17 protein-coding genes and 1 pseudogene are annotated in these 23,045 nt (G+C 48.3%); 11 read left to right on the forward strand and 7 right to left on the reverse strand.

Going from position 1 to position 23,045, the window contains the following annotated elements:
• Positions 1-91: 91 nt before the first annotated feature.
• Positions 92-1,072, reverse strand: a pseudogene (locus LQ901_RS06290) (ABC transporter permease); the annotation flags it as partial.
• Positions 1,072-2,601: an ABC transporter substrate-binding protein gene (locus tag LQ901_RS06295; protein WP_064977726.1), complete on the reverse strand. Its 1,530-nt coding sequence runs from the start codon at positions 2,599-2,601 to the stop codon at positions 1,072-1,074. The pseudogene LQ901_RS06290 and the gene LQ901_RS06295, both read right to left, overlap by 1 nt.
• Before the next feature lie 321 nt (positions 2,602-2,922).
• Between LQ901_RS06295 and nikR the strand changes: the two genes are divergently transcribed.
• The 5 genes from nikR to LQ901_RS06320 all read left to right on the forward strand — a co-directional run bounded on the left by nikR (position 2,923) and on the right by LQ901_RS06320 (position 8,086).
• Complete coding sequence (gene nikR / locus LQ901_RS06300; RefSeq protein ID WP_010863552.1) at positions 2,923-3,348, forward strand: nickel-responsive transcriptional regulator NikR; 426 nt, start codon at positions 2,923-2,925, stop codon at positions 3,346-3,348.
• 240 nt (positions 3,349-3,588) lie between these two features.
• The gene (locus LQ901_RS06305) at positions 3,589-4,215 is read left to right on the forward strand and encodes a transglycosylase SLT domain-containing protein (RefSeq protein WP_036769730.1); all 627 of its coding nucleotides are present in this window, start codon (positions 3,589-3,591) and stop codon (positions 4,213-4,215) included.
• A 519-nt stretch (positions 4,216-4,734) separates the two neighbouring features.
• Positions 4,735-5,112, forward strand: coding sequence for a hypothetical protein (locus tag LQ901_RS06310; RefSeq protein WP_064977725.1), 378 nt, complete (start codon positions 4,735-4,737; stop codon positions 5,110-5,112).
• Between the two features lie 177 nt (positions 5,113-5,289).
• Positions 5,290-5,994: a hypothetical protein gene (locus tag LQ901_RS06315; RefSeq protein ID WP_152136271.1), complete on the forward strand. Its 705-nt coding sequence runs from the start codon at positions 5,290-5,292 to the stop codon at positions 5,992-5,994.
• 691 nt (positions 5,995-6,685) lie between these two features.
• Complete coding sequence (locus LQ901_RS06320; RefSeq protein ID WP_233672049.1) at positions 6,686-8,086, forward strand: amino acid permease; 1,401 nt, start codon at positions 6,686-6,688, stop codon at positions 8,084-8,086.
• A 123-nt stretch (positions 8,087-8,209) separates the two neighbouring features.
• Here the strand turns inward: LQ901_RS06320 and LQ901_RS06325 are convergent, their stop codons facing one another.
• Positions 8,210-8,608 (reverse strand): hypothetical protein, encoded by a 399-nt coding sequence (locus tag LQ901_RS06325; RefSeq protein ID WP_064977723.1) that lies wholly within the window; start codon positions 8,606-8,608, stop codon positions 8,210-8,212.
• Positions 8,609-8,746: 138 nt separating this feature from the next.
• Here LQ901_RS06325 and folM point away from each other — a divergent pair, with 138 nt between their 5' ends.
• Positions 8,747-9,478: a dihydromonapterin reductase gene (gene folM / locus LQ901_RS06330; RefSeq protein WP_215791136.1), complete on the forward strand. Its 732-nt coding sequence runs from the start codon at positions 8,747-8,749 to the stop codon at positions 9,476-9,478.
• A gap of 174 nt (positions 9,479-9,652) precedes the next feature.
• Here the strand turns inward: folM and LQ901_RS06335 are convergent, their stop codons facing one another.
• The 3 genes from LQ901_RS06335 to LQ901_RS06345 all read right to left on the reverse strand — a co-directional run bounded on the left by LQ901_RS06335 (position 9,653) and on the right by LQ901_RS06345 (position 12,892).
• On the reverse strand, positions 9,653-10,786 hold the full coding sequence (locus LQ901_RS06335) for a mechanosensitive ion channel family protein (RefSeq protein ID WP_233672050.1): 1,134 nt from the start codon (positions 10,784-10,786) through the stop codon (positions 9,653-9,655).
• Between the two features lie 37 nt (positions 10,787-10,823).
• A complete protein-coding gene (locus LQ901_RS06340; RefSeq protein WP_071596470.1) occupies positions 10,824-11,765 on the reverse strand; it encodes a DNA replication terminus site-binding protein in 942 nt (313 codons plus the stop codon).
• A 221-nt stretch (positions 11,766-11,986) separates the two neighbouring features.
• The gene (locus LQ901_RS06345) at positions 11,987-12,892 is read right to left on the reverse strand and encodes a glucosaminidase domain-containing protein (RefSeq protein ID WP_170919747.1); all 906 of its coding nucleotides are present in this window, start codon (positions 12,890-12,892) and stop codon (positions 11,987-11,989) included.
• 462 nt (positions 12,893-13,354) lie between these two features.
• Here LQ901_RS06345 and LQ901_RS06350 point away from each other — a divergent pair, with 462 nt between their 5' ends.
• Complete coding sequence (locus tag LQ901_RS06350; protein WP_039044714.1) at positions 13,355-14,404, forward strand: DUF2860 family protein; 1,050 nt, start codon at positions 13,355-13,357, stop codon at positions 14,402-14,404.
• Positions 14,405-14,580: 176 nt separating this feature from the next.
• Here the strand turns inward: LQ901_RS06350 and hrpA are convergent, their stop codons facing one another.
• On the reverse strand, positions 14,581-18,495 hold the full coding sequence (hrpA, locus tag LQ901_RS06355; RefSeq protein WP_064977718.1) for an ATP-dependent RNA helicase HrpA: 3,915 nt from the start codon (positions 18,493-18,495) through the stop codon (positions 14,581-14,583).
• A 333-nt stretch (positions 18,496-18,828) separates the two neighbouring features.
• Here hrpA and LQ901_RS06360 point away from each other — a divergent pair, with 333 nt between their 5' ends.
• Genes LQ901_RS06360 through LQ901_RS06375 form a run of 4 tightly spaced genes read left to right on the forward strand, consistent with a single transcriptional unit; the run spans position 18,829 to position 22,939 of the window.
• Positions 18,829-19,884, forward strand: a complete 1,056-nt coding sequence (locus tag LQ901_RS06360) for an ABC transporter substrate-binding protein (protein ID WP_082935508.1) — start codon at positions 18,829-18,831, stop codon at positions 19,882-19,884.
• A 6-nt stretch (positions 19,885-19,890) separates the two neighbouring features.
• Entirely contained in the window at positions 19,891-20,985 is a 1,095-nt protein-coding gene (locus tag LQ901_RS06365) for an iron ABC transporter permease (RefSeq protein WP_082935507.1), read from the forward strand.
• Between the two features lie 20 nt (positions 20,986-21,005).
• Positions 21,006-22,058: an iron ABC transporter permease gene (locus tag LQ901_RS06370; RefSeq protein WP_152136982.1), complete on the forward strand. Its 1,053-nt coding sequence runs from the start codon at positions 21,006-21,008 to the stop codon at positions 22,056-22,058.
• A 5-nt stretch (positions 22,059-22,063) separates the two neighbouring features.
• Positions 22,064-22,939, forward strand: coding sequence for an ABC transporter ATP-binding protein (locus LQ901_RS06375; protein ID WP_010863537.1), 876 nt, complete (start codon positions 22,064-22,066; stop codon positions 22,937-22,939).
• Positions 22,940-23,045: the final 106 nt, after the last annotated feature.

Consider the following 23,045-nt stretch of genomic DNA (forward strand, 5'->3'; position numbering starts at 1 on the left):
CTTGTGTATTTGGCAGTGCTGCAATGTGGGGCGGTGTTGTATCGCAGTGCTCATTGCAAGAGTTTCGGTAAGAGTCACGCTGAGGGCGAGATTTGGCTAGCCGTGGGTCAAGTGAGCGAATCCACCATTCTGCGATTTGGTTACCAGTAAAGACAAAGAGGGCGCTGAACAACGCTATTCCCAAAAGTAGGGGGACATCCGCGCGTAACCCTGCATCAATGGTGGCTTGGCCTAATCCTGGATAAGCAAACACTTTTTCAACCAATACGGAGCCGCCAAACAATTCGCCAAAAGAGGCAAATTGCAAACACAGTGCTGGTGCTGAGATATGACGCAATAGATGAAAGCGCAATAATGGTAAACCGCTATCACCTTGCGAACGGGCAAAGCGAACAAAGTCACTTTGCATGATCTCGATAAGACGCGCGCGGGTATGCAGAATAATATTACCGGTACCAATTAAGCTTAAAGTGAGCATCGGTAGAATCATGTGCTGTAATCGCATCGTCCATGTGGCTTGTTCGGGTAACATCCCCATTGGTAGCGCGCAGCATACTGGCGCCCACGCCAGTTGTACTGCAAACACAGAGAGAAGAAGTAATCCAATCCAGAAGGCGGGTAGTGACGCCATAATGTAGGCGAGTGCACAAATTAGCTTATCGGTCAGAGAATCTTTGCGCCGACCGGCTAACACGCCAAGCGCAAAGCCGAACAAACCGGAAAGTAACCACGCCCCAGCAAGCAAACCCAGCGACGTAAGAAAACGGTCACTGATAACCTCAGCAACCGGAGCGTTATAGACTTGAGAAAAGCCCAAGTCACCTTGCAGGATATTACTTAACCAGTGGAGAAAACGACTCCAAGCGGGCTGATCTAGCCCCCAACGTGCAGCGATCTTAGCGTATTGTTCGGGGTCAATGCGTAGCGCATCCATACCGATATAGGCACGTACGGGATCCACCGGCGATAAGCTGAGCAGCGTAAAGCTGCCCAGCGCGACGGTAAACAGTAACAGCACGCCACGACCAATCAGTCCGGTCAGTTTGGCTGACCACTGTTTTAGCGTGGACATCACTGACATGTCCATTTCCACTCGGTGATGTTACCCAGCACACTCCAATAGGCATGGGGCTCAGTGGGCACATTCCCCATATCCAAACATGGGTTAGCCAGATAGGTATGTTGCAGATTCAGCAGCCATGCCCAAGCGGCATCGCCTTGAATTCCGACGCCGGCCTTTCCATTCCAGTTAACTTGTTGCCAGTAACTGCGCGCGGTTTTCCAGTCCGGTGTATTCATCGCTAAATCGAGCTGTTTATCAACAGCAGGATTGCTGTAATAACCGGGATTAAAGAATTCCACGCCCCGTTTGCTACTGTGGTAATGGTTATAGAGTTCGCTCGGATCAAGGCTTCCCCAGCCGAATAATACGGGGTTCGCATGCATATAGCGGCTGACTTCATCCCAGCTTCCGGAGCGTAGATTCATGCTGATCCCGAGCGGTTTGACCATTTCGCGCACCGCTTGTGATATTTCGCGGCGCGTGGTGTCACCGGCGGTATACCAAAGAGTCAGTTCGGCGCGTACACCGTCTTTTTCACGCACGCCGTCGCCATCAGTATCTTTCCATCCGGCTTGTTCGAGAATATCGATGGCTTTTTTCACATCACCGTCGTTAAAAGCGACATCCGGTGCATCCCACGGTAAACCATACACGGCGCTAAATGCAGGAACGGCATGACCTTCCAGTAATTGGTCGGCCAATTGTTGGCGATTAATGGCATAGTTAATGGCTTTGCGAATCGCCACATCGGCAGTGACATCATTGCCAATCGGGTTGCCATCTTTATCTTTGGCGCCGGCTTTGACCATCGGGAACATAATGCCGCGGTTATCAGCACTTTTATGCGATAACAGTTTCATCCCGGATACGGGTACCGAAGCCAAAGATTGTGGAATTTTCACCAAATCCAGCTGACCGGTTTGTGCGGCGGCATAAGCGCTGTCTTCATCCATAAACAGCAACACCACTTTATCAAAGTCATTTTTCTTGCCTTGATAATGCGGATTCGCTTCCATAATCATTTGTTGGCCGGGTTGATAGCTCACCAACGTATAAGGGCCAGAGCCAATCGGATGGAAAGCATAATCACTGCCATGTTTACCTGCGGGCACAATGCCTAACGAGGCCAGTACATTAATAAAGGTACTTTGTGGTGCCGAGAGGTGCAGGACAACGGTTTGTGCGTCTGGCGTTTCTGCCGAGACAAAGCGCCCCATATTGACTTTTCCCGCGGAGGCTTTGGCGGCGTTAAAGGTATACGCCACATCTTTAGAGGTAAGAGGCGAGCCGTCAGAGAATAGGCGATCAGGTTTAAGCGTAATCGTCCACGTTTTCCCGTCTTGGCTAATCTGGTAGTTTTCAATCAATTCATTTTCATATGAAAAGTCGTGGGTACGTTGGATTAGCGTGCTTTGAAATAGTGGGTTTCCGGTATGTGACCAACCCATCACTGGATCAAAACCTTCGGTGGGACCATCACCAATGGCTAGCGTTAATGTTCTGGCTTCGACTGGCGCGGCTGGTGTGATAAGCGTCATGGCGAGTAGGGTGCTTCCGAGAACAGAAGCCAGAGGTGTTACTTTCCGTGCCGTTAAGCTCGAAGGTAAGTGTGGTAAGATCATATGTGCTTTCTTATGGCTATTGTTATTGTGGTAGACAACGTGCTGCATCAAGAACTTTATTTTAGAAATGGTTCATCAAGTGCATCATCGGGTAGTAGTCAGTAATACTTTTTCTAATTTAGTATTACTGGCGGAAATGGTAACAAATCAGATTTGATGACTTAGTGCGTCAGGTCACGAAAATGACGGTGTCACATTTACCTGAATGTGTGATTGTGTTTCAGCAGAGAATGGAATATGGCAAATATTAACGAGGAAACTCAGCGCTTTACGGTTTCTCTTCCAAAACAACTGAATGATATTTTGGATGTTAAGTTACAACGTCACGCATACAGTTCACGTTCCGAATATATCCGCGATTTGATTCGTGAAGATATGATTCGTGACGAATGGAAAGAGGGCGAAAGTGAGCTGGTGGGTGTGCTAACGCTGATTTATGATCATCACCAAACTGGGCTGGTGGAAAAACTGGTGAGTATCCAACACGATCATCATGTGCATGTGTTATGCACGACACATGTACATATCGATCACTTCAACTGTTTGGAAACCATCATTATTCGCGGTGTGGGAACACGTATTGAGCAGTTATGCAATGCTATCTCTGGGCTAAAAGGGGTGCGATTTGCTCAGCTGACCCGTACTGCAACTGTGCCGGCATGACGAAAAGAGATTTCCTGACACCGAAGGGAACATCTGTTAGATCTGATTGACTAACACTTTGGTTGTTAAAGAAAAAATGACCCGATCGCGTTATGCATGTCAGACAAATATAAAATAGCAGACCGTCATCACAGATTACGGATTCTGCATACGGTTCATGTTACTGAGATTGCTAAACTTACGCGGAAATTCTTGCGCCGGGATATTCTGGGAGATTATCTGTTGTTATCAATGAAAAAAATGCAGTCCTGGTTAGGTATTGCAGTCGTGGCTTTGGTTCTGGCCGGTTGTGCGGGTTCACAGGGGAGTCATCGGGGGCCAAAACCGAACTACTCCAGTGATGTACTGAGCTATCGTGCGAAACAATACATGCCGGCGATTAAGAAAGCCTCCCGCCGTTATAATGTGGATGAGAAGCTAATTACGGCGCTGATTCAGGTGGAATCCAGTTTTGATCCGAATGCGATTAGTCGCTCTAACGCCATCGGTTTGATGCAAATCAAGCGCGATACCGCCGGACGAGAAGTGTTCCGAGTCTACAAAAATAGTTCGGGGATGCCATCGAAAGCGTACTTATTGAATCCGTACAATAACATTGATACTGGCACAGCGTACTTGAGCATCTTGCGCGATCGGCAGTTGGCGGGGATCCGTCATCCGAAAAGCATGCGTTATGCGATGATGGCGGCTTACAGTAATGGGGCTGGGGCGCTATTGCGATCTTTCCATCCGGACAAGAAAAAAGCGATTCAGAAGATTAACCGGATGTCGCCAGAGCAGGTTTATAGCTATATAAATCAGCAACATAATGATGCGCAGGCGAGACGTTATATCTATAAGCTCACGACTGTGTATAACTCTATTTGAGTTTCATCTCTCTATCTTTAAACCGCCTTCGGGCGGTTTTTCTTTATCTGCATTCTGTGATTTGCCTAGCTTCGCTTCCTTGTTTTCCCTTTGTTTTCACTCTGGCGTGTTATCGGCTGCAGGGGACTAATATATCTCGTGATTTTGGTTTACGTACAGGCATAACCATAACTAATCGATTTCTAACAAATTTCAGGTGAGGTATAAAATTTTACGGGGGTTATATCCAGTAAAAATAGGGCTTTTAGCTAATGGCATAAGCAATACCTATGCATTGAGCTATATTTGATCGGCTGGTGGATTGAATAACACTGCTTGCATAGCGTAATGGGGCGATAAAAAACAACTTTTAGTCTGTTTTTTGGTCATATATGAGGGTTATTTGCGAAAATTGCCACGATAAACCCTCGTGTGGATAAGCAGATTTTGCATAGCGTTATCAGGGTAAAGTGAGGGTGACTGAGTGATTGATATGCTTAGTCATCTGGCTAGTTGGAACGTGAACGGCAAGGAGGAAAGATGAAATATCTGATGGTAATGATTCTTGCACTGTTTTGGTCATTAACCGGTGTTGCTCATGCCGGTTACGGTGTCACAAAACCTGCTTATGCCGAAAACGGTATGATGGTCAGTGCAACGGGCATGACTCTATATACGTTTGATAAGGATAAGCCGGGAGCCAGCACTTGCGTTGATGCATGTGCCGCTATTTGGCCGCCATATTTAGCGGTGACAGGCAGTAAACCGGTGGGCGATTTTACGCTGGTGGCGCGTGGTGATGGCAAATATCAGTGGGCCTATAAAGGAAAGCCACTTTATCTCTATGCACAGGATAAGGCAAAAGGCGATAAAAGCGGCGATAAGATTAAGGAAGTTTGGCACATTGTTCCGTACTGAACGTTTGATGATCGTATGAATACGTTGAATGCGCTTAGCGAATCGGCGCTTACATAAAACCGGCTTCAGCCGGTTTTTTCTTGCTTGCGAACTACTGATTGAGTGCACATCGCTCAATAGATGTTTAGTGGATAATACATCGAGAAAATTCAGAATGCAGGGATGTAGAGAGTCGTAATGAAAGGCGCAACCGGAATATTGGCGTTATGGTGTTCACGTATAGTGCGCATGCGTGATGCAGCCAGATTGCATGTTTTACGCCGGCGTTATCCTAAATGGGCACTGCCATTTCTAATGCCTTATGCCACGCAAAGTTTGCCGGAAAGAGTAGGGTATCCGCTTGCAACAGCGTCACCTATACCTGAGTTCCAAGCCTGGACATTATCTTGGTTGATCAAGTCAGAGCAAATGTCGGTTCTCACCGAGTTGCTGAGTCAGCTGGGCTATGCAACGGATTCCGTCATACCAGAACAAACAGCACAACGGCTACTGACTCAGCCATTGCAAACCTCTCAGCGAAAATCATGTTTAGCCAATGACCGTTTTAGGGATGGTAGTGAGTCATCGTTATCTGATCAAACTCCGAGCATGTATCTGTGTCTGCACTCAGCATTTGCGGGAATCATAGTTACGGTAGTGACTAATGATACGCAGTGTGTTGAGCGTATTCAATCGGAAAGTTGTTGGTTAGCGCCAATGCCGATGGAGGCATTTCCGCAGTTAAATCCGGACGAGTTCGGATCACTGCAAGGTGAACTCGCATATTGGTGGGAATATTTCTGGCAGCCATTTTGGAACTCGCGAACTGAAGAACAACAACGTCTACTGAGTGAAACGTTGCCGACGCCATGGTTGGATTTTATCGCTGACAGAACTGTGTGAAAAATGAACGCAAATCACAGTGATTTATAGGTGGAGTAGGCGAGTGTTGATTGTTAGTAGATTGTTATCTAGAGAATCCGTTAGCATGGTCTGGCTGGCGGATAATGCATGAAGTTCCTTTTTCATTATCGATTTAACATAATATACATTGTGCGCACTAATGTGGTAATGTCGCTAGGGTGTTTGGTGGCTCTAAAGCAGCTGGCCTAATGTTATCGATGCTTCACATAACTCACTCATCTTATTAACTCGCTCATGCGCTGATTTAGGCTGATCGCGCTATGTGAAATCTGAAAATCGGCCTGATACAGTGCCAACAAATTTTTGCGTAGCGAAACCTAAATTTAGGCTGTTTTAGCTACATCTGACGCGCTTGGTTTGTAGTAAATGGCCTGATGTCAACAAGCTGATTACGCTACGCGATCGTTTTTGTGCGTATTGCTAATTAGCTGATTACATTTGCTGCGCTACAACGTGATTTCATACTTAATTGCTGAGAAATCAGTCCTTCATGGGTAAAAAAACTTTGCTGATGCCAAAGCATGTGCGTAAAATTCGCGAGTATTCAATGGCATCGAAGAATATTTCGCAGCGTAAGCACCGGATAAAACTTTATGTCGTAAAAATATAATGCTTGGGGCCGGTAATCTCCTACCGGCTTGTTTAGACCATTCTTCAGGATCTCCCCACATTGAACAAAAAACTTGGTCTTGGTGCACTCACTGCACTGGTTCTTAGCTCCATGGTTGGTGCCGGTGTTTTCAGCCTGCCCCAAAATATGGCTGCCGTGGCCAGTCCCGCCGCATTACTGATTGGCTGGACCATTACTGGTGTTGGCATTATTTTTCTAGCACTTGCATTACTACATTTATCGAGGCTGCGACCGGATCTGGAAGGCGGGATTTTTACTTATGCCCGTGAAGGATTCGGTGAGTTTGTTGGTTTTTGCTCGGCGTGGGGATATTGGCTGTGTGCTGTTATCGCTAACGTTTCTTATCTGGTGATTGTATTTGCGACGCTTAGTTTCTTCACGGATTCTCCCGGTCATGTCATTTTCGGTGATGGCAATACTTGGCAGGCATTGATCGGTGCATCCGCCCTGCTCTGGATTGTGCATGCCATGATCCTGCGCGGTGTACAGCAAGCGGCCAGTATCAATATGTTGGCGACCATTGCGAAGCTGATCCCGCTATGTGCATTTATTGTACTGGCGGCATTTTTCTTTAAATGGGAAACCTTCCATCTGGATTTCACCGGTGCCGCGTTAGACACACCAATCTGGCAGCAGGTTAAAGAAACCATGCTGATCACCGTTTGGGTATTTATCGGTGTTGAAGGTGCCGTTGTGGTTTCTTCGCGAGCGAAGAACAAACATGATATCGGCCGTGCCACTATGCTGGGTTTGCTCTCTGCGCTGGGAATCTACCTGTTGGTGACTTTGCTGGCGGTGGGCGTCATGCCGCGTGCCGAAGTCGCCGAACTGCGTAACCCATCTATGGCCGGTATGCTGGATCTGATGATTGGCCCGATGGGTAAAATCATCATCAGCCTTGGTCTGATTGTGTCTGTGTGCGGTGCTTATTTGAGCTGGACTATTCTGGCCGCTGAAGTGCCATACGTGGCCGCGCTGCAAGGTGCATTTCCGCGTTACTTGTCGAAGATGAATGCCAACGGTTCACCGGCGGCGTCTTTATGGCTGACCAACGGTGCGGTACAGATCGCCTTGTTGCTGATCTACATGTACGGTGGCACCTACAACACCTTGCTGACCATTGCCTCAGAGATGGTATTGGTTCCCTACTTCTTGGTAGGTGCTTTCTTGCTGAAGTTGGCCATTAAAAAGCAAAGTGTTGTGCTGAAGTCAATTGGTGCGGGTGCGTGTATTTATGGGATCTGGTTGCTGTACGCATCAGGTCTGACTCATCTGATGATGTCAGTGCTGATGTATGCTCCAGGCTTGCTGATTTTCTTCTATGCGCGCCGTAATGATTGCGAATGTACGCCACTGAAGAAAATGGATCGCGTTGGGGTTTCCCTGCTGTTGCTGAGTGTATTGCCAGCGGCATGGTTGCTGTCACAAGGCATTTCCTAACGCTAGCATCATTTCATTTCTCGATGTGAGAGCAAAAAAAGCCGGCATATATTGCCGGTTTTTTTATAGCTGCTATCTAAGTTCTATGCTCAGAATTGATCTTCTGAATGACACGCAACGTGCTCAGTGAATATTCACATCAAGGAACTCATCTTGCTGCTGAAGTTGTGCCGCTGGGCACTCTTTTTCGATCGATGAAAGCTGAGATGCGTTTAACGCATAAGGCAAGCACACCCGAAGATGGGTAATTTTTTGCTGTTTGGCCAGTCTGATCAGCCGAGCGATATTGTTTTCATCGCTGATTTGCGTAGACAGAATTTGCAGTGCTAAATCACGCAAACGATCCTCTGTCTTTTTATCTTTATTTATCTGACTGTTAAGCACAAATCCAAATAATGGTATTACACTGTAAATCGCATCAATGAAACTCCATTTCTTCTTACAGGACTCAGCCAAAAACGCCGTGTAGTCAAACGTCACTACTGTACGGCTCTCGACAGTATCAGTGTCTACCATTGCCATAACCCGATAATCCTCCTTCCCCCTGATTTTGACCTTATCTATCAGAGTGGTAAAGCAAAAATCCGATTCAGATGTTGAGCTGTGGCGCATTTCAGGATATCAATACAGCATATCACCTTCACCGAACAGATACATGTCATGCAGTCAGAAATGAGCAATGAGGTTTATATCATTACCGGTGGCGCGCGCCGGATTGGCTATGCGCTGACCCGCTTTTTTAGCGAGCAAGCTAAACGCGTTATCATCAGTTACCGGAGTGAATACCCTGAATTGGCAGAGCTTCGTGAGCGCGGTGTCTGCTGTCTGTATGCTGATTTTAGTACAGATCGCGGGATTAACGAGTTTGCAGAACAGGTTTCCCAGCAACTGAAGGAATGGGGAAATGCCTCAATTCGCGCATTGATCCACAATGCCTCTGCATGGGAAAAAGACGGTCATGATGCAGTGACACTGTCACAGGCGTTAGATGCGATGATGCAAATTCATGTCAAAGCCCCCTATCTTCTTAACCATCTGTTAGATAAGTCTTTTGCACCAAAAGCGGACATCATCCACTTTACCGATTATGTGGTGGAAAAAGGCAGTGATAAACACATTGCATACGCAGCGAGTAAAGCGGCGTTGGAGAACATGACTCTTTCGTTTGCCAAGAAATTTGCGCCAGCAGTTAAGGTGAATGCGATTGCTCCGGCTTTGATTATGTTCAATCCGCAAGACTCAGACGAGTACAAACAAAAAGCCTTGGATAAATCAGTGATGCAGTGTGCGCCGGGCGAACAAGAAATTATCGAGGCGGTGTCGTATTTGCTGAGCAGTCGTTACGTTACCGGACGCACATTGCATGTCGATGGTGGCCGTCATATACGCTGAGTTGATCCGGCAGTATTTCCGTAAAACTCACATCACGAACTGAAACGGGTTTACCGCATTTGTACTGTGCTAAGTGTCGCGCTCAGTAAAATGTACCGGTAAACCCGTTTTTGCTTTGATGTTACTGGCTGATTTTCAGCCTGCTATTAGTGATAGTTATCTTTTAACGCAACGCTAGGATTTGAGAGTCATTGAGCCGGCTCCGCCGTTACTTGAACCTGAACCAGCATTTCCCGGATGGTTTAGCGGTACCGATTGTAAAAACACGGTTTCGCCAGGATATGCTAATGCCGCGCCCTGCTCTTTAATCAAGGTAATAATGCGCAAAAAGACTTGTTGTTGGATGGCTAACCACTCTGCCCAATCGCTGGTTTTAGTGAAACAGTAGATGGAAAAGTTCAGTGATGACGCGCCGAATTCATTGAAACTAACCAGTAAATCTTGCGTTTGATCGATGGCATCGTGTTGCTGTAAATAGCTTCTGACTGCGTTCACAACCTCATCCATTTTCTCTGCATCTTCATAGCGCAGACCAATGGTTGCGGTGATTCTACGGTTGGTCATGCGCCCAGGGTTTTCAACGCTGATGTTCGAAAATACCGAGTTGGGGACATACAGTGGGCGGTTATCGAACGTAAAGATTTTGGTTAATCGCCAGCCGATCGACTGCACGGTGCCTTCGATATTTCTATCTGGAGAGCTGACCCAATCCCCGACATTAAATGGTCGGTCAATGTAGATCATCAAGCCGCTGAAGAAGTTCGACAGGATATCTTTACCGGCTAAACCGATGATGATGGCTCCTGTCCCACCGAAAGCTAGTAAGCCTGAAAAGCTGACGCCAAAGTAATCGGCGATGATCAGAGAAAATAGCAAGAGTACTGAGAACTTGCTGAGCTTGGTGATGGCACTCACGGTGGTTGAGTCTTTGCCGTGCATAATTTGCACTTTCTCAACCGAGTTCAGGTATTTGAAAATCCCGCGAACCATCACCCAAATCACGGCAAATAAGCGAATGTCACCGATAATACCGCTAAGTGATGGCATAAACTCATTGGCGACAATTCTGAGTAGCTGCGTACTGCTCAGAATGAAGATGCTCCACAAGATTACCGGTGAGCTGATTTGCCAAAACAGTCGCCACAAGTATTTGTGATAGTCACGGCTATTACGGTTTTTCTTACGAAAGACAAACCAAGCAATTAATGAGATCGCGGTAAATATCACCACAATCAGGATTTGGGCGAGCCAAGCATGCGCATCAAACACGCTTTGCAGCTGGATCAGAAATACCAGTAAATCGCTCATGGTGATTGGGCCTTATAAAATTAAACCTGAGCTCAGTCTACTGAGGGATTAATTCGATGCCTAATCGCGGCAATAGAATCTTACCTTTCGCTACAGGACGGCGATGTTTTGCTTCGGCTTTTTGCCGATCATAGCTTTGTAATCCCTTGAGTTTATCCGGCATTCGCGTAGTGAGCAGCGGCAAATTGACCTTACCGTTACCGCGCAATTCAATGATCTCACCCTGCTCAGCATCAAAGGTTTCATACACCCAATTGGCCTGCGGAACTTCACGCAGCACACGGCGATAACGCAAGCGTGCATTTTCAGGCAGCGCTTCGACCAGTGCGATTTCTTCTTCGATTTGAGCCGCCCAAATATCACCGTCTAATTGCATGGCAATATTAACCGGTGGATAGCGCCTTTCTTGAGTGAGCTTTTCTAGCAATGACTGACGGTTGAGCTTGTCGTGATCACTTTTTGAGGCAATGGGTTTTTGCCACGCAAAGCTGATGCGTGTGGTGTTACAGGGTAACACTTTTAAATATCGAGTTGCCTGCAAGGTGATCATCATGGGGAAGCGTGAATGTACGGCTTCGAAACGCTGATCAGGGTTCCCTACCGCTTTAATTGCCGCCGCGAATGCGTCTTTGGCTTGATTCACTTGCCCAATAATCTCGGTTAATTCTTCATGTGAACCGGAACAGACGGCAATGCCGGGATAGCGCTGCACGATTTTGGTCGAAGGTTCATCATCCCTTCCCTCCGGTTCTGGTGCATAAAATTGCCGATAGATTTTCATGAGTAGCGGCGTGAGTTCATTACCACCATGAATTTCAGTGACAGGGATAGTATCGGGTAACGTTCCTTCATCGTCCCTTTTCCATTGTGGTAGCTCGTATAGCCATAATGCTTGTAGCGGGTTTTCCGTTAGAAAATGTTCAAGCTCATCTAGCGCGCAGTCAATACGGTATTTTGTTTCTTTAAGATGATTTGTCATTTGTGATGAGCTCTTTTTTAAAGGGATAGTTCAGCGCGAAGCGCTTACCTTTTGGTATATCAATAATCAGCATGATGACTTAATTAAGTTTATATAACAGCTTACCTGATGCGATAATAAAAAGATAGGATTAGTAAAAGAGTAAAGTGTGGATTAGACGACGTATCTATCAGCATAACATCACTAATCCACATAGAGATTAACACCACAAAATAGAGTGTTTAGGCATCCTGAAAACTGACTGTGACCGGTGGGTTATCCGCCAGACTGATATCGTCGTATTGTTCCAAATCGGCTCCCCGAATTAAGTGGTGTAAATCGCGGATATAAGACTTGCCACGCGTGGAGTAATGAACAAGACCTTGCGCCAATTGATAACCTGACAGCGGCTCTCCCCTCGCTTGCAGATCAGCGCGAATTTGGCGTAAATGTTTGTATGCTGGATTAATATTGAGGTTGTGGATATATGCAGAAACCGCGTTATGGATGGTATCATAACCGGCAAGATGCACTCGTCCACGATCAACGGTAACCGTGTAATTTTGATTGCCTGGCGATCGATGCTGACCAAACAATGCATTACCCGCTCGCGCGGTATAAGATGTCCCCCACCCGCTTTCCTGAATACTTTGCGCCAACACTAACGAGGCGGGAATAGTATTCACGCGCTGTAGCAGTTCACGATAATTCCCACTGCTTACGTCATATTGATCCGCTAAATTTTCTAACCACAGCTTTTGCTCTGGTGATAGCGGAGCTCCACGTTCTTGTTTAGCGTGCAAACTGATTAATTGACTACGGTCATCTTCAATTTGCTGATTTATTTTTTTGATCACCGGAAGCATGATCATAATAAATGTGTTTTTCTTGGTATCACCGCTGATTTTTTTCATGTCCAACGGCAAATCTTTGCAATACAGCGCAGGGACGCCATTTTCGGTAATACTATCCATATCGATATTATGGGTATCAAGATAGTGAATGTAATCTTGCACACTATCAAAGTGTAATCGCTCTGCGCATGCTTGCATATTGCTGTCACGGATAGCGCTTTCACTCATCACTGAGGAAGGCAAGCCATTACTATGTTCAGCGGCGTGTGTAACTGAAGAAAATACCAGCGACATGCTGATAAATATCATTTTCAATCGTGATCGGGTAATCGTACTCATTGGCATAATGATAAGGTAACCATTCAGATTTCATGTTGAATTGATATTCACTTGAGCAGGACAATCCGTTATTTTCTGCCGAATACAAAATAAGCAAATAAAACCGTCTTTTGGTGTACCCGATCATCAGCGTTAAGTCATACAAAGATCACATTTCAGCATGTAAACTTGCGTAACGAGCTTGCTTTAATGTTGCAAAGTGGCTGGTAGCGTAAATACTTAATTGAAGATGTATTTGTATATTTCGCGAGAAACAATATCGAAACAGTATTCTATGACTAACCGGTATAAGATAAGCGCCTGATAATAAGAAAATGTATTTACCCATAAATTGCATTGAAAAACAATGCATTAACGATACATTGAGAAAGCAATATCCGTGAGTGGGCTCACTAAATAACAATAATCAGGATCATCATGAAGACTAAAGCGCTAATTACTCTCCCTTTGCTCACTATAGCTGGCTACGCAAATGCGGCGGGGCCATTTGATATTCCAACAGAAAGTGGTTGGTCAGGATTTGTTTCTGCGGGCGTGAACGTAACTCGCAACTCATCAAACCTGTACCTTGGCCCAAGCGGCGAAGATGGTGCGAACAAGCAAGTTAACAGCCTGACCAGTGATCCCTCAGGGAAGAATCAGGTAAGCCCTGCGTTTAACCTCGACTTGCGTTATACACTGGGTGACAGTGGTACTCAGTTCTATCTGGGTAACCTGATCCAAGATACCGTGCGTCTGGACTTCTCTCAGCAACTGGGGGTGCGTCAACGTTTAGGCCAAAGCGGTATTGTTTCCGTATCGTATGTCTTCTCCGGTTTACCGAATAAAGTGTGGCAAGACCCGTACGCCATTGGCACCGATCGCAGCGACACGCGCCGTGATATCAACGGCGTACAAGTGGGCTGGCAAAACATCATGGGCAGTAATTTCTCTGCCGATTACAGCTATCGTGATATCTCGGTCGACAGCGAGAACAGTGGCCAATTTTTGCTGAACAATATCGACCCAATTCTGGGCCGCACCTTAACTCAGCAAGAAGTTAACATGCTCAAGCGTAGCGGTAAGAGTCATACCAGCAAAGTCTCCTACTTCTATGCTATTGATCAACGCCAATCACTGATCCCTGAGTTTCGTTATGTCGATAACTCACTGGACGGCGATGCGATGAGCAATACACAATTCGGTGGCTTGTTAAGTTATTTCTGGCGCTCTGAAGATTCGCAATATAACATTGTAAGTAACCTGTATTTAGGCAAAACCGATTATTCAGATGCCAACCCAGTCTTCGGCCAAAAAACAGATTCCACTGATTTTGCCGCCAACGTGGTACTGTTCAAAAATAATATCTTTGACGTGAAGAAACTGTCTGCTTATGCAGGCGTGGCATACGGCGAAATTAATTCCGATGTGAATTTCTTCAACACCACCCTGACTAACTTTACTACCGGTTTGCTGTATCGCTTTTGATGAATCGAACTAATTACCGCATAGCGTATTGAAAGCGCGGTAAGAATGTAAAAAGGTCACCACAGGATAAACACTGAGTATGTGCTTAATCTTGTGGTGACCTTAATTTTATATCTTACACACGAACTCAAAGTAACAAGAGGTTCGTAGTAACAATTAAGCAAGTAATGAGCAAGTTAGCCCTGTAGTGCTTCATCAATGGCCATGCGCACACGTTTATCCGAAACCGGATATGGGGTACCCAGTTGCTGAGCAAAGAAGCTCACGCGCAGCTCTTCCAACATCCAGCGAATTGCTTGTACTTTGTCTGGAATTGGCTGCCCTTTTGGAATTTTTGCCAACAGCTGTTGGTATTCCTGCTGCACGCTTTCCACTTTCAGCATCTGCGCGCGATCGCGATTCGGATCGGTAGGTAACTTCTCCAAGCGGCGTTCGATGGCATTCAGATAACGCTGCAGATCTGCTAAACGCTGCCAGCCGGTGTCACTGACAAAACCACGGTAAATCAAACCGCCCATTTGCGCTTTCACATCAGACAGCGCAAAGGCCATGGTGAAGTCAACCTTCCCTTTCAAGCGCTTGTTTATGTTATGCGATGTAGTCAGGATTTGTTCGACCTGCTTGGCGATCTCAACCACGGTTTCATTCAAGTTGGCGCGCACATGCTCGCGCAGTGCTTCGAAGCGCTCGCTTTCCCACGCTGGACCACCAAACTCTGCGGTTAACTTATCAATACCGGCATCAATGCAGTCATCAATCAGATCCAACACTTTACCGAATGGGTTGAAATACAACCCTAATTTGGCTTTATTCGGTAATTTTTCATGCAGATATTTAATCGGTGACGGCACATTCAGCAGCAATAGGCGACGCGTACCCTGCAACATGGCTTTTTGCTGATCATGCTCCGTTTCAAACAAGCGGATACTGACCGAATCTTTTTCATCCACCAGCGCAGGATAAGCTTTAACGGCGTAGCCACCGCGTTTTTGCTCATAGCACTGCGGCAAATCGCCAAAACTCCAAACATGCAGATCGCGCTGCTCGATACCATCATCGGCCACGGCCGATAAGGTCTCCTGCACTTTCTCTTTAAGCCCATATTTGAGCTCATCAAGATCTTTGCTTTCCGACAGTTTCTTACCGTGCTCGTTAACCACGCGGAACGTGATTTTCAGGTGGTCAGGCACTTGTGACAGATTCCACTCTTCACGTGACACTGTCACGCCTGACATACGACGAAATTCGCGCTCCAAGGCATCCAGCAAATTGCCTTGCAAGGCTTCAGCACGGCCTAAGAATGCTTGCGCATAGTTCGGCGCTGGCACAAAGTTACGACGCACCGGCTTAGGCAAAGATTTAATCAATGCCACAATCAGCTCTTCGCGCAGCCCCGGAATTTGCCAATCAAAACCAATATTTTCAATCTGGTTAAGCACCGGCAGAGGAATATGTACCGTCACCCCATCCGCTTCTTGGCCTGGTTCAAACTGATACGACAGTTTTAACTTGAAGTTGCCTTGATGCCAGAAATTCGGGTAATCCAGCTCACTGACTTTGTTCGATCCCTCTTTGATCAGCATCGACTTTTCAAAATTCAGCAGATCAGGTTGCGATCGCTCAGCTTTCTTCCACCAGCTATCGAAATGACGACCGGAAACGATGTCATGCGGCAGACGTTGGTCATAGAACGCAAACAGCGTTTCGTCATCAACCAAAATATCGCGACGACGAGATTTATGCTCCAGCTCTTCAACTTCCGCTAACAGCTTACGGTTTTCACGGAAGAACTTATGCCGAGTATTCCATTCCCCTTCCACCAGCGCCGAGCGGATAAACAGCTCACGCGACATCACCGGATCAATCGCACCGTAATTGACTTTGCGATCGGCAACAATCGGAATGCCGTACAGCGTGACTTTTTCGCTCGCCATCACGGCGTTCTGGGTTTTCTCCCAATGCGGCTCGCTATAACTGCGTTTCACCAAATGCTGGGCAAGCGGCTCGATCCAATCAGGCTCAATACGCGCGGCAATGCGTCCCCACAAACGGGAGGTTTCCACCAGCTCGGCCACCATGGTCCATTTCGGTTGCTTCTTGAAAAGACCTGAGCCTGGGAAGATAGCGAAACGGGCATTTCGCGCGCCCTGAAATTCGTTCTTCTCCAAATCTTTAATCCCGATATGGGACAACATGCCAGACAGCAAAGCCAGATGAACCGAGCGGAAATCGGCAGGCTCATCATTAATCGCCATACCCTGCTCACGCACCACTTGGCGCAATTGGGTATAGATATCTTGCCATTCACGAATGCGCAGGTAATTGAGGAAATCACTCTTACACTGACGACGGAAGGCATTACTCGAGAGTTCTTTTTGTTGCTCGCGCAGATAATTCCACAGATTCACGAAAGTCATGAAATCGGAATCTTTATCTTGGAAGCGACGGTGTTTCTCATCGGAGGCTTGTTGTTTCTCCAATGGACGCTCACGCGGATCTTGAATCGATAGCGCGGCGGTGATGATCATGACTTCACGCACACAACCGTGTTTCGGCGCTTCCAATACCATCCGCGCCAAACGTGGGTCGACCGGCAGCTGAGCCAGTTTACGCCCCATCGCGGTCAGACGTTTTTTCGGATCATTTTGTTCAGGATTGAGCGCGCCGAGCTCTTCCAGCAGACGCACGCCGTCTTGGATATTGCGCTTATCTGGCGCTTCGACAAATGGGAATGCTGCGATATCGCCTAGACCCAGCGATGTCATCTGCAAAATAACAGAGGCTAAGTTGGTTCGCAGGATCTCTGGATCGGTAAACTCCGGACGGGACATAAAATCCTGCTCGGAGTACAGACGAATACAGATACCATCGGAAACCCGTCCGCAACGCCCTTTACGTTGATTGGCGGAGGCTTGAGAAATCGGCTCAATAGGCAGTCGCTGTACTTTGGTGCGATAGCTATAGCGGGATATTCGCGCCGTACCCGGGTCAATGACATATTTGATCCCCGGTACGGTCAGAGAGGTTTCCGCCACGTTGGTCGCCAGTACAATCCGACGCCCTACCGCAGGTTGGAACACGCGATTTTGCTCGGCAGCAGAAAGACGCGCATACAGCGGCAACACTTCGGTATGCGGCAGCTGACGTTTTTCCAGTGCATCAGCGGTATCGCGAATTTCACGTTCGCCGTTCATGAAAATCAGGATGTCGCCGCGCCCTTCTTGGTAGAGCTCATCGACGGCATCGAAAATCGCTTGTAGCTGATCGCGATCCGGATCGTTGTCCTCTTCGCTCACCAGCGGACGATAACGCACTTCCACCGGATAGGTTCGTCCGGAAACTTCGATAATCGGCGCATTATTAAAGTGACGCGAGAAACGCTCCGGATCGATAGTCGCCGAGGTAATGATGACTTTCAGGTCTGGACGCTTTGGCAGCAGCTCACGCAGATAGCCGAGGATAAAGTCGATATTAAGACTGCGTTCGTGCGCTTCATCGATAATGATAGTGTCGTATTGCGACAGCATGCGATCGTTTTGAATCTCGGCCAGCAAAATACCGTCTGTCATCAGTTTGACCAGCGTGGTATCGCTAACTTGATCGTTAAATCGCACTTTATAACCGACGACACCGCCCATCGGAACTTGCAGCTCTTCGGCAATCCGGTTGGCCACAGAGCGTGCAGCCAGACGACGCGGCTGAGTATGGCCAATCAGGCCGTTGATCCCGCGACCGAGTTCAAGACAGATCTTCGGCAACTGCGTTGTTTTACCCGAGCCGGTTTCCCCCGCCACAATCACAACTTGATGCTGTTCGATAGCGCGTCGGATCTCGTCTTTTTTCTGACTAACCGGCAGGATTTCTGGATAGTTGATACTTGGTACCGCCGCTCGACGGGCGTCAACACGCGCTTGGGCGCTCTGAATCTCTACCGCCAACTCCTGCGCGATGGCTTCTTGAGCCTGGGGATTTTTTACTTTCTTCGCACCTTCAATACGGCGCAGCAAACGTCGGCGATCCCGCAGGGTCAAGCCGTTGAGCTTTGGCAGCAAGGCGGAAAAAGGCGATGGTACTTTCTGGTTTCCGTTCATTATGCTCTTCGTATTCATTCTGAAGGCCGCGACTGTGCGAGGAAACATGCATAGCGGCCATAATTGTCGTGAATTTTATCACAGACTTAGCGGCTCGGTGCGTTTATGCCGCTGGGTTGTTTGGCTTTTCTCGTTCTTTTTCTTGTTCTTAATCCCTCTCGTTTTTGTGTCTTTGTGCTTCTCATCCCCCCTTCTTTTGCTTTAACGCGTGCCTCTGGTTGCATTTGATAATGATAGTAAATATCATTCGCAGCACTTGAACATTACGATTCGCTTTATTTCATTCGCTTCATTTTGAATTGTTGGCTTTATAACTCTTACTGGGATGGTGTTATGCGACATTCTCTACTCCTTGCAGGTGCAGTTTCCGTATTTATTCTCGCTGGGTGCGATAACGCCACACCCGACTCAACCTCACAAACCCATTCAGCACTAGCGACCCGCGCTGACTCGGCAACCAATGATAAACAGACCCGCAGCGTGCAACATGCGATGGGAGTTACCGAGGTACGCACGCATCCTGAGCGGGTTGTGACGCTTACCAACGAAGCGACTGAAGCGATGCTGGCGATGGGAATTACGCCTGTGGGTGCCGTACGCTCGATGACGGTTGCCGGTCAGGATAATGGCGTCTGGTATTCCCACTTTGGTCAAACGCTGCAAAATGCGGGTACCGTGGATTTAGGCGATGAAGAGCAAGTGAATTTGGAAGCCATTGCCGCTCTGAAGCCAGATTTGATTTTGGGGATCAAGCAGCGTCAGGAGAAAATCTACGATCAGTTATCCGCCGTAGCCCCTACCGTGTTCAGTGAAACCTTTATGGGCGCATGGCGTGAAAACTTACTGACTTATGCTGACGGCGCGAGTCAAAAAGAGGCTGCCACCGCCCTGCTCGCAGCATGGGATGCCAATGCTCAACAATTGAAAGCCGATTTAGACGCTGCCGGTAAATTGCAGCAACAGATTGCCGTAGTGCGCTTCCAAAGCTCAGGGGCACGTTATTACTACAATGATTCGTTTGCCACTGACATTATCCGCCGCGTAGGACTTGCGCGCCCACCATTGCATGATAAAGAAGGCTTCGCGGAAGGTTTGACGCGTGAACGCATTCCAGAAGTGAATGCCGATCAGCTGTTCTACTTCGTGATGGAAACCGGTAATGGGAAAGCGAGTGCCGCCGAACAAAGTTGGCTGGCCGAGCCGCTGTGGCAGCAATTGCCGGTAGTAAAAAATAACGCCGTTCATAAGGTAAACCACGAAACATGGAACAAGTCTTACGGCATTTTAGCCGCCGATTATGTTCTGCAAGATTTGCGCGCCGCCTTACTGCCGACCGGATTTGATAACGATATCCACAATAACAGCAGTGATAGCCAGAGTAAGGGATAAGCGCTGATGTCTAGCCAGACAATCACCTCTACGCGCGACGCGAATCCAGCTTCGCAGTTCTATAGCTCACTGCCTAACAGTTTCCGGAATAAAAGTGTTCTGCTGCTGATGCTGACCGCGTTGCTGGGTATGCTGTTTGTTGCCAGCCTACGCTTTGGCTATACCGCATTGGCCGACGTGCCTTTATGGTCATTGCTGCAAAAGTTGTGGTCAGACGATGCGGTTACCGATCCACAAATGCAGAATCTCCTGAGCGTGGTCCGTGACCTGCGCTTACCGCGGGCAGCGATTGCCGCTGCGGTGGGCGCGTGTTTAGGTATGGCTGGCGTACTCACCCAAGGTATTACCCGAAATGGATTGGCGTCACCGGGTGTGCTAGGTATTACCGCCGGCGCCGGTTTTTGCATTGTGGTGGCCTATACCCTGTTTGGCATCAGCGCACCTGAGCAGATAATGTGGTTTTCCTTTCTCGGCAGCCTTGGTAGTGCGGCGCTGATTTTCTTATTGGCCGGTGCTAGCGCTACCGTATCAGGCCCATTGGGGCTGACATTGGCCGGTATTGCGCTGAGTGCGCTGCTGTCGTCATGGTCGTCGGGTTTGTTAGTGCTCAATGAGGCCGCGCAGAGTGAACTGATGCTGTGGCTGACCGGCAATATTGAAGGTCGCAAATTAGCCCATGCCTTACCTTTGCTGCCATTTGCCTTGGCCGGAGCCTTAGTCGCACTAGGGCTGAGCCGTAGTTTAAATACATTGGCGCTAGGCGAAGAGACCGCACAAGGATTGGGCATCAATCTTGGTCGTTTACGTTTAGGTGCGCTGATTGCGGTGGTACTGCTTACCGGCAGCGCCGTAGCGATGGCCGGTCCGGTTGGCTTTATTGGCCTGATTGTGCCGCATGTGTGCCGCGCCTTGTTGGGCATTGATTATCGCTGGTTGCTACCGGCAGCCGCTTTGACAGGCGCATCATTACTCACTGCCGCAGATATTAGCGCACGATTTTTATTCTTCCCGTCTGAAGTGCCCGTAGGGTTAGCGATGGCGGTCTTGGGCGCGCCGTTCTTCATCTATCTGGCTTGCCGTCGTCGCGGCACGGTTCTGTAAATGTGCTGTAAAGAGAGAATATGATGTCTGATTCTATGGCTCCTTACCGCCATCGCTACCTGCACGTACGCCATCGTCAAGTGAGTATGCTGATCCCACGTCATCCACTCCACGTGGTCGCGATGCTTGCCGTTTTGCTGACAATCATGACCCTCATGGCGATCAGTGCTGGCAATCAGTGGCTTACGCCGCAAGCGTTATGGCAATGGATGCGGGGTGATGCCGATGGCGCAACACAACTCATTGTCGGGCAGTTTCGTCTGCCGCGGATCCTGTTAGCGCTCTGTGCTGGGGCGGCGCTGGGCATGTCTGGTGTGCTGGTACAAAGCATTATCCGCAATCCCTTAGCCTCCCCTGACATTTTGGGTATCAACAGTGGCGCGGCAACCGCCGTGGTGCTGTTTTTCCTGTTCGCACAGCAGCAAATCCCTATCGTGTGGCTTCCGCTCATTGCCTTTACTGGGGCGGCGCTGATAATGCTGACATTGCTGGGCTTAAGCCGTTTGCTGCGCTTAAAACCCGGGCAAATGATCTTGGCCGGTATTGGCTGTGCCACGTTGCTCGATGCATCACGCAGCTTATTAGTGATGTACGCGCCGACGTGGCTGCTGGGCAAAAGCACCGTGTGGATGACCGGTTCAGTACATGGTGCCCGCTTTGATCAGGTGTGGTTATTGGCTGGGGCATTAGTGCTATTGGTTCCACTCCTGATAGGCCTGCTGCGGCACTTAACCGTGCAATTATTGGGCGAAGATACGGCCACCAGCTTAGGCTGCGCGTTATCGCGCTGGCAATGGGCTGGATTGATGTTATCCGCTGCGCTGTCAGCATTAGCGGTGGGGTTTGTCGGCGGGATTGGCTTTATCGCATTAATGGCTCCGCATATTGCACGGCGCTGGGTAGGTAATCAGTTAGGTTTTCTGTTGGTGTGCGCTGCGCTGACAGGAAGCTTATTACTGCTCATTGCCGATACCGTAGGCCGCACCCTCATGATCCCGCTGGATATTCCTGCTGGTGTATTTACCGCCATGTTAGGCGCTCCGTATTTTCTCTATCTTCTTTTACGCCGGTGATAACTATGAGCCGCTTACAGACTCACAACCTGACATTGGCCTATCCACAGGCCCCTCGCGCGTCTACCCCACGTAGGATTATCCATGATTTATCGTTGGAGATTCCTGATGGTGCGATCACCGTGTTTATCGGCGCGAACGGGTGCGGTAAATCAACGTTACTCAAATCACTGGCGCGCTTGCTTCCTCCCGTGGCAGGACAGGTCACTTTAGATGGCCAACCGCTTACACAATGGAAAGCAGCCGATGTCGCACGGGAGCTAGCCATATTGCCGCAATGCCCCGTCGCGCCTGAAGAAATGACGGTGCTGCAGTTAGTCAAACAAGGCCGTTATCCGCATCAACGTTGGTTTAGCCAGTGGTCAGCACACGATCAAGAAAAAGTAGAATGGGCTCTGACGCTCACTCACACCCATGAGCTGATGCATCAACCGGTACAAAGTTTGTCAGGCGGACAACGCCAGCGGGTATGGATAGCCATGACGCTCGCGCAAGATGCAGACATCCTGCTGCTGGATGAGCCGACCACCTATCTCGATCTTAACCATCAGGTCGAATTGCTGGATTTGTTGGTGATGCTGAACCGTGAGCACGGCAAAACCATTGTGATGGTGCTGCATGATTTGAATTTAGCCTGTCGCTATGCTGATCAACTGATTGCCGTGCATAACGGCGACGTGTGCGCGCAAGGAACGCCCAGAGAGATTATGTCCGCCGACTTATTGCAGCAGGTCTTTAATCTGCATGCCGATGTGATTCCCGATCCGGCTTACGGTACGCCAATGATTGTTCCGGTGAGTCGGCATTTGCCGCGAATCGATACCTCAGCTCATCTTTTAACACCTCTTTCTGAGCGTAATCCCGAGATGATGCTGGTTTAGATGGTTATTTAGATGGGTTAACTCGTAGGGTTGCACTCCTCGCGCCCTACGAGGGTTTACGTTTTTCCCTCGCTATTTATCGTTTCCATTCTGCGTTTTAAAAGAC

The sequence above is a fragment of the Plesiomonas sp. PI-19 genome (assembly GCF_021368255.1).
Lineage (GTDB): Bacteria > Pseudomonadota > Gammaproteobacteria > Enterobacterales > CAMTGL01 > Plesiomonas > Plesiomonas shigelloides.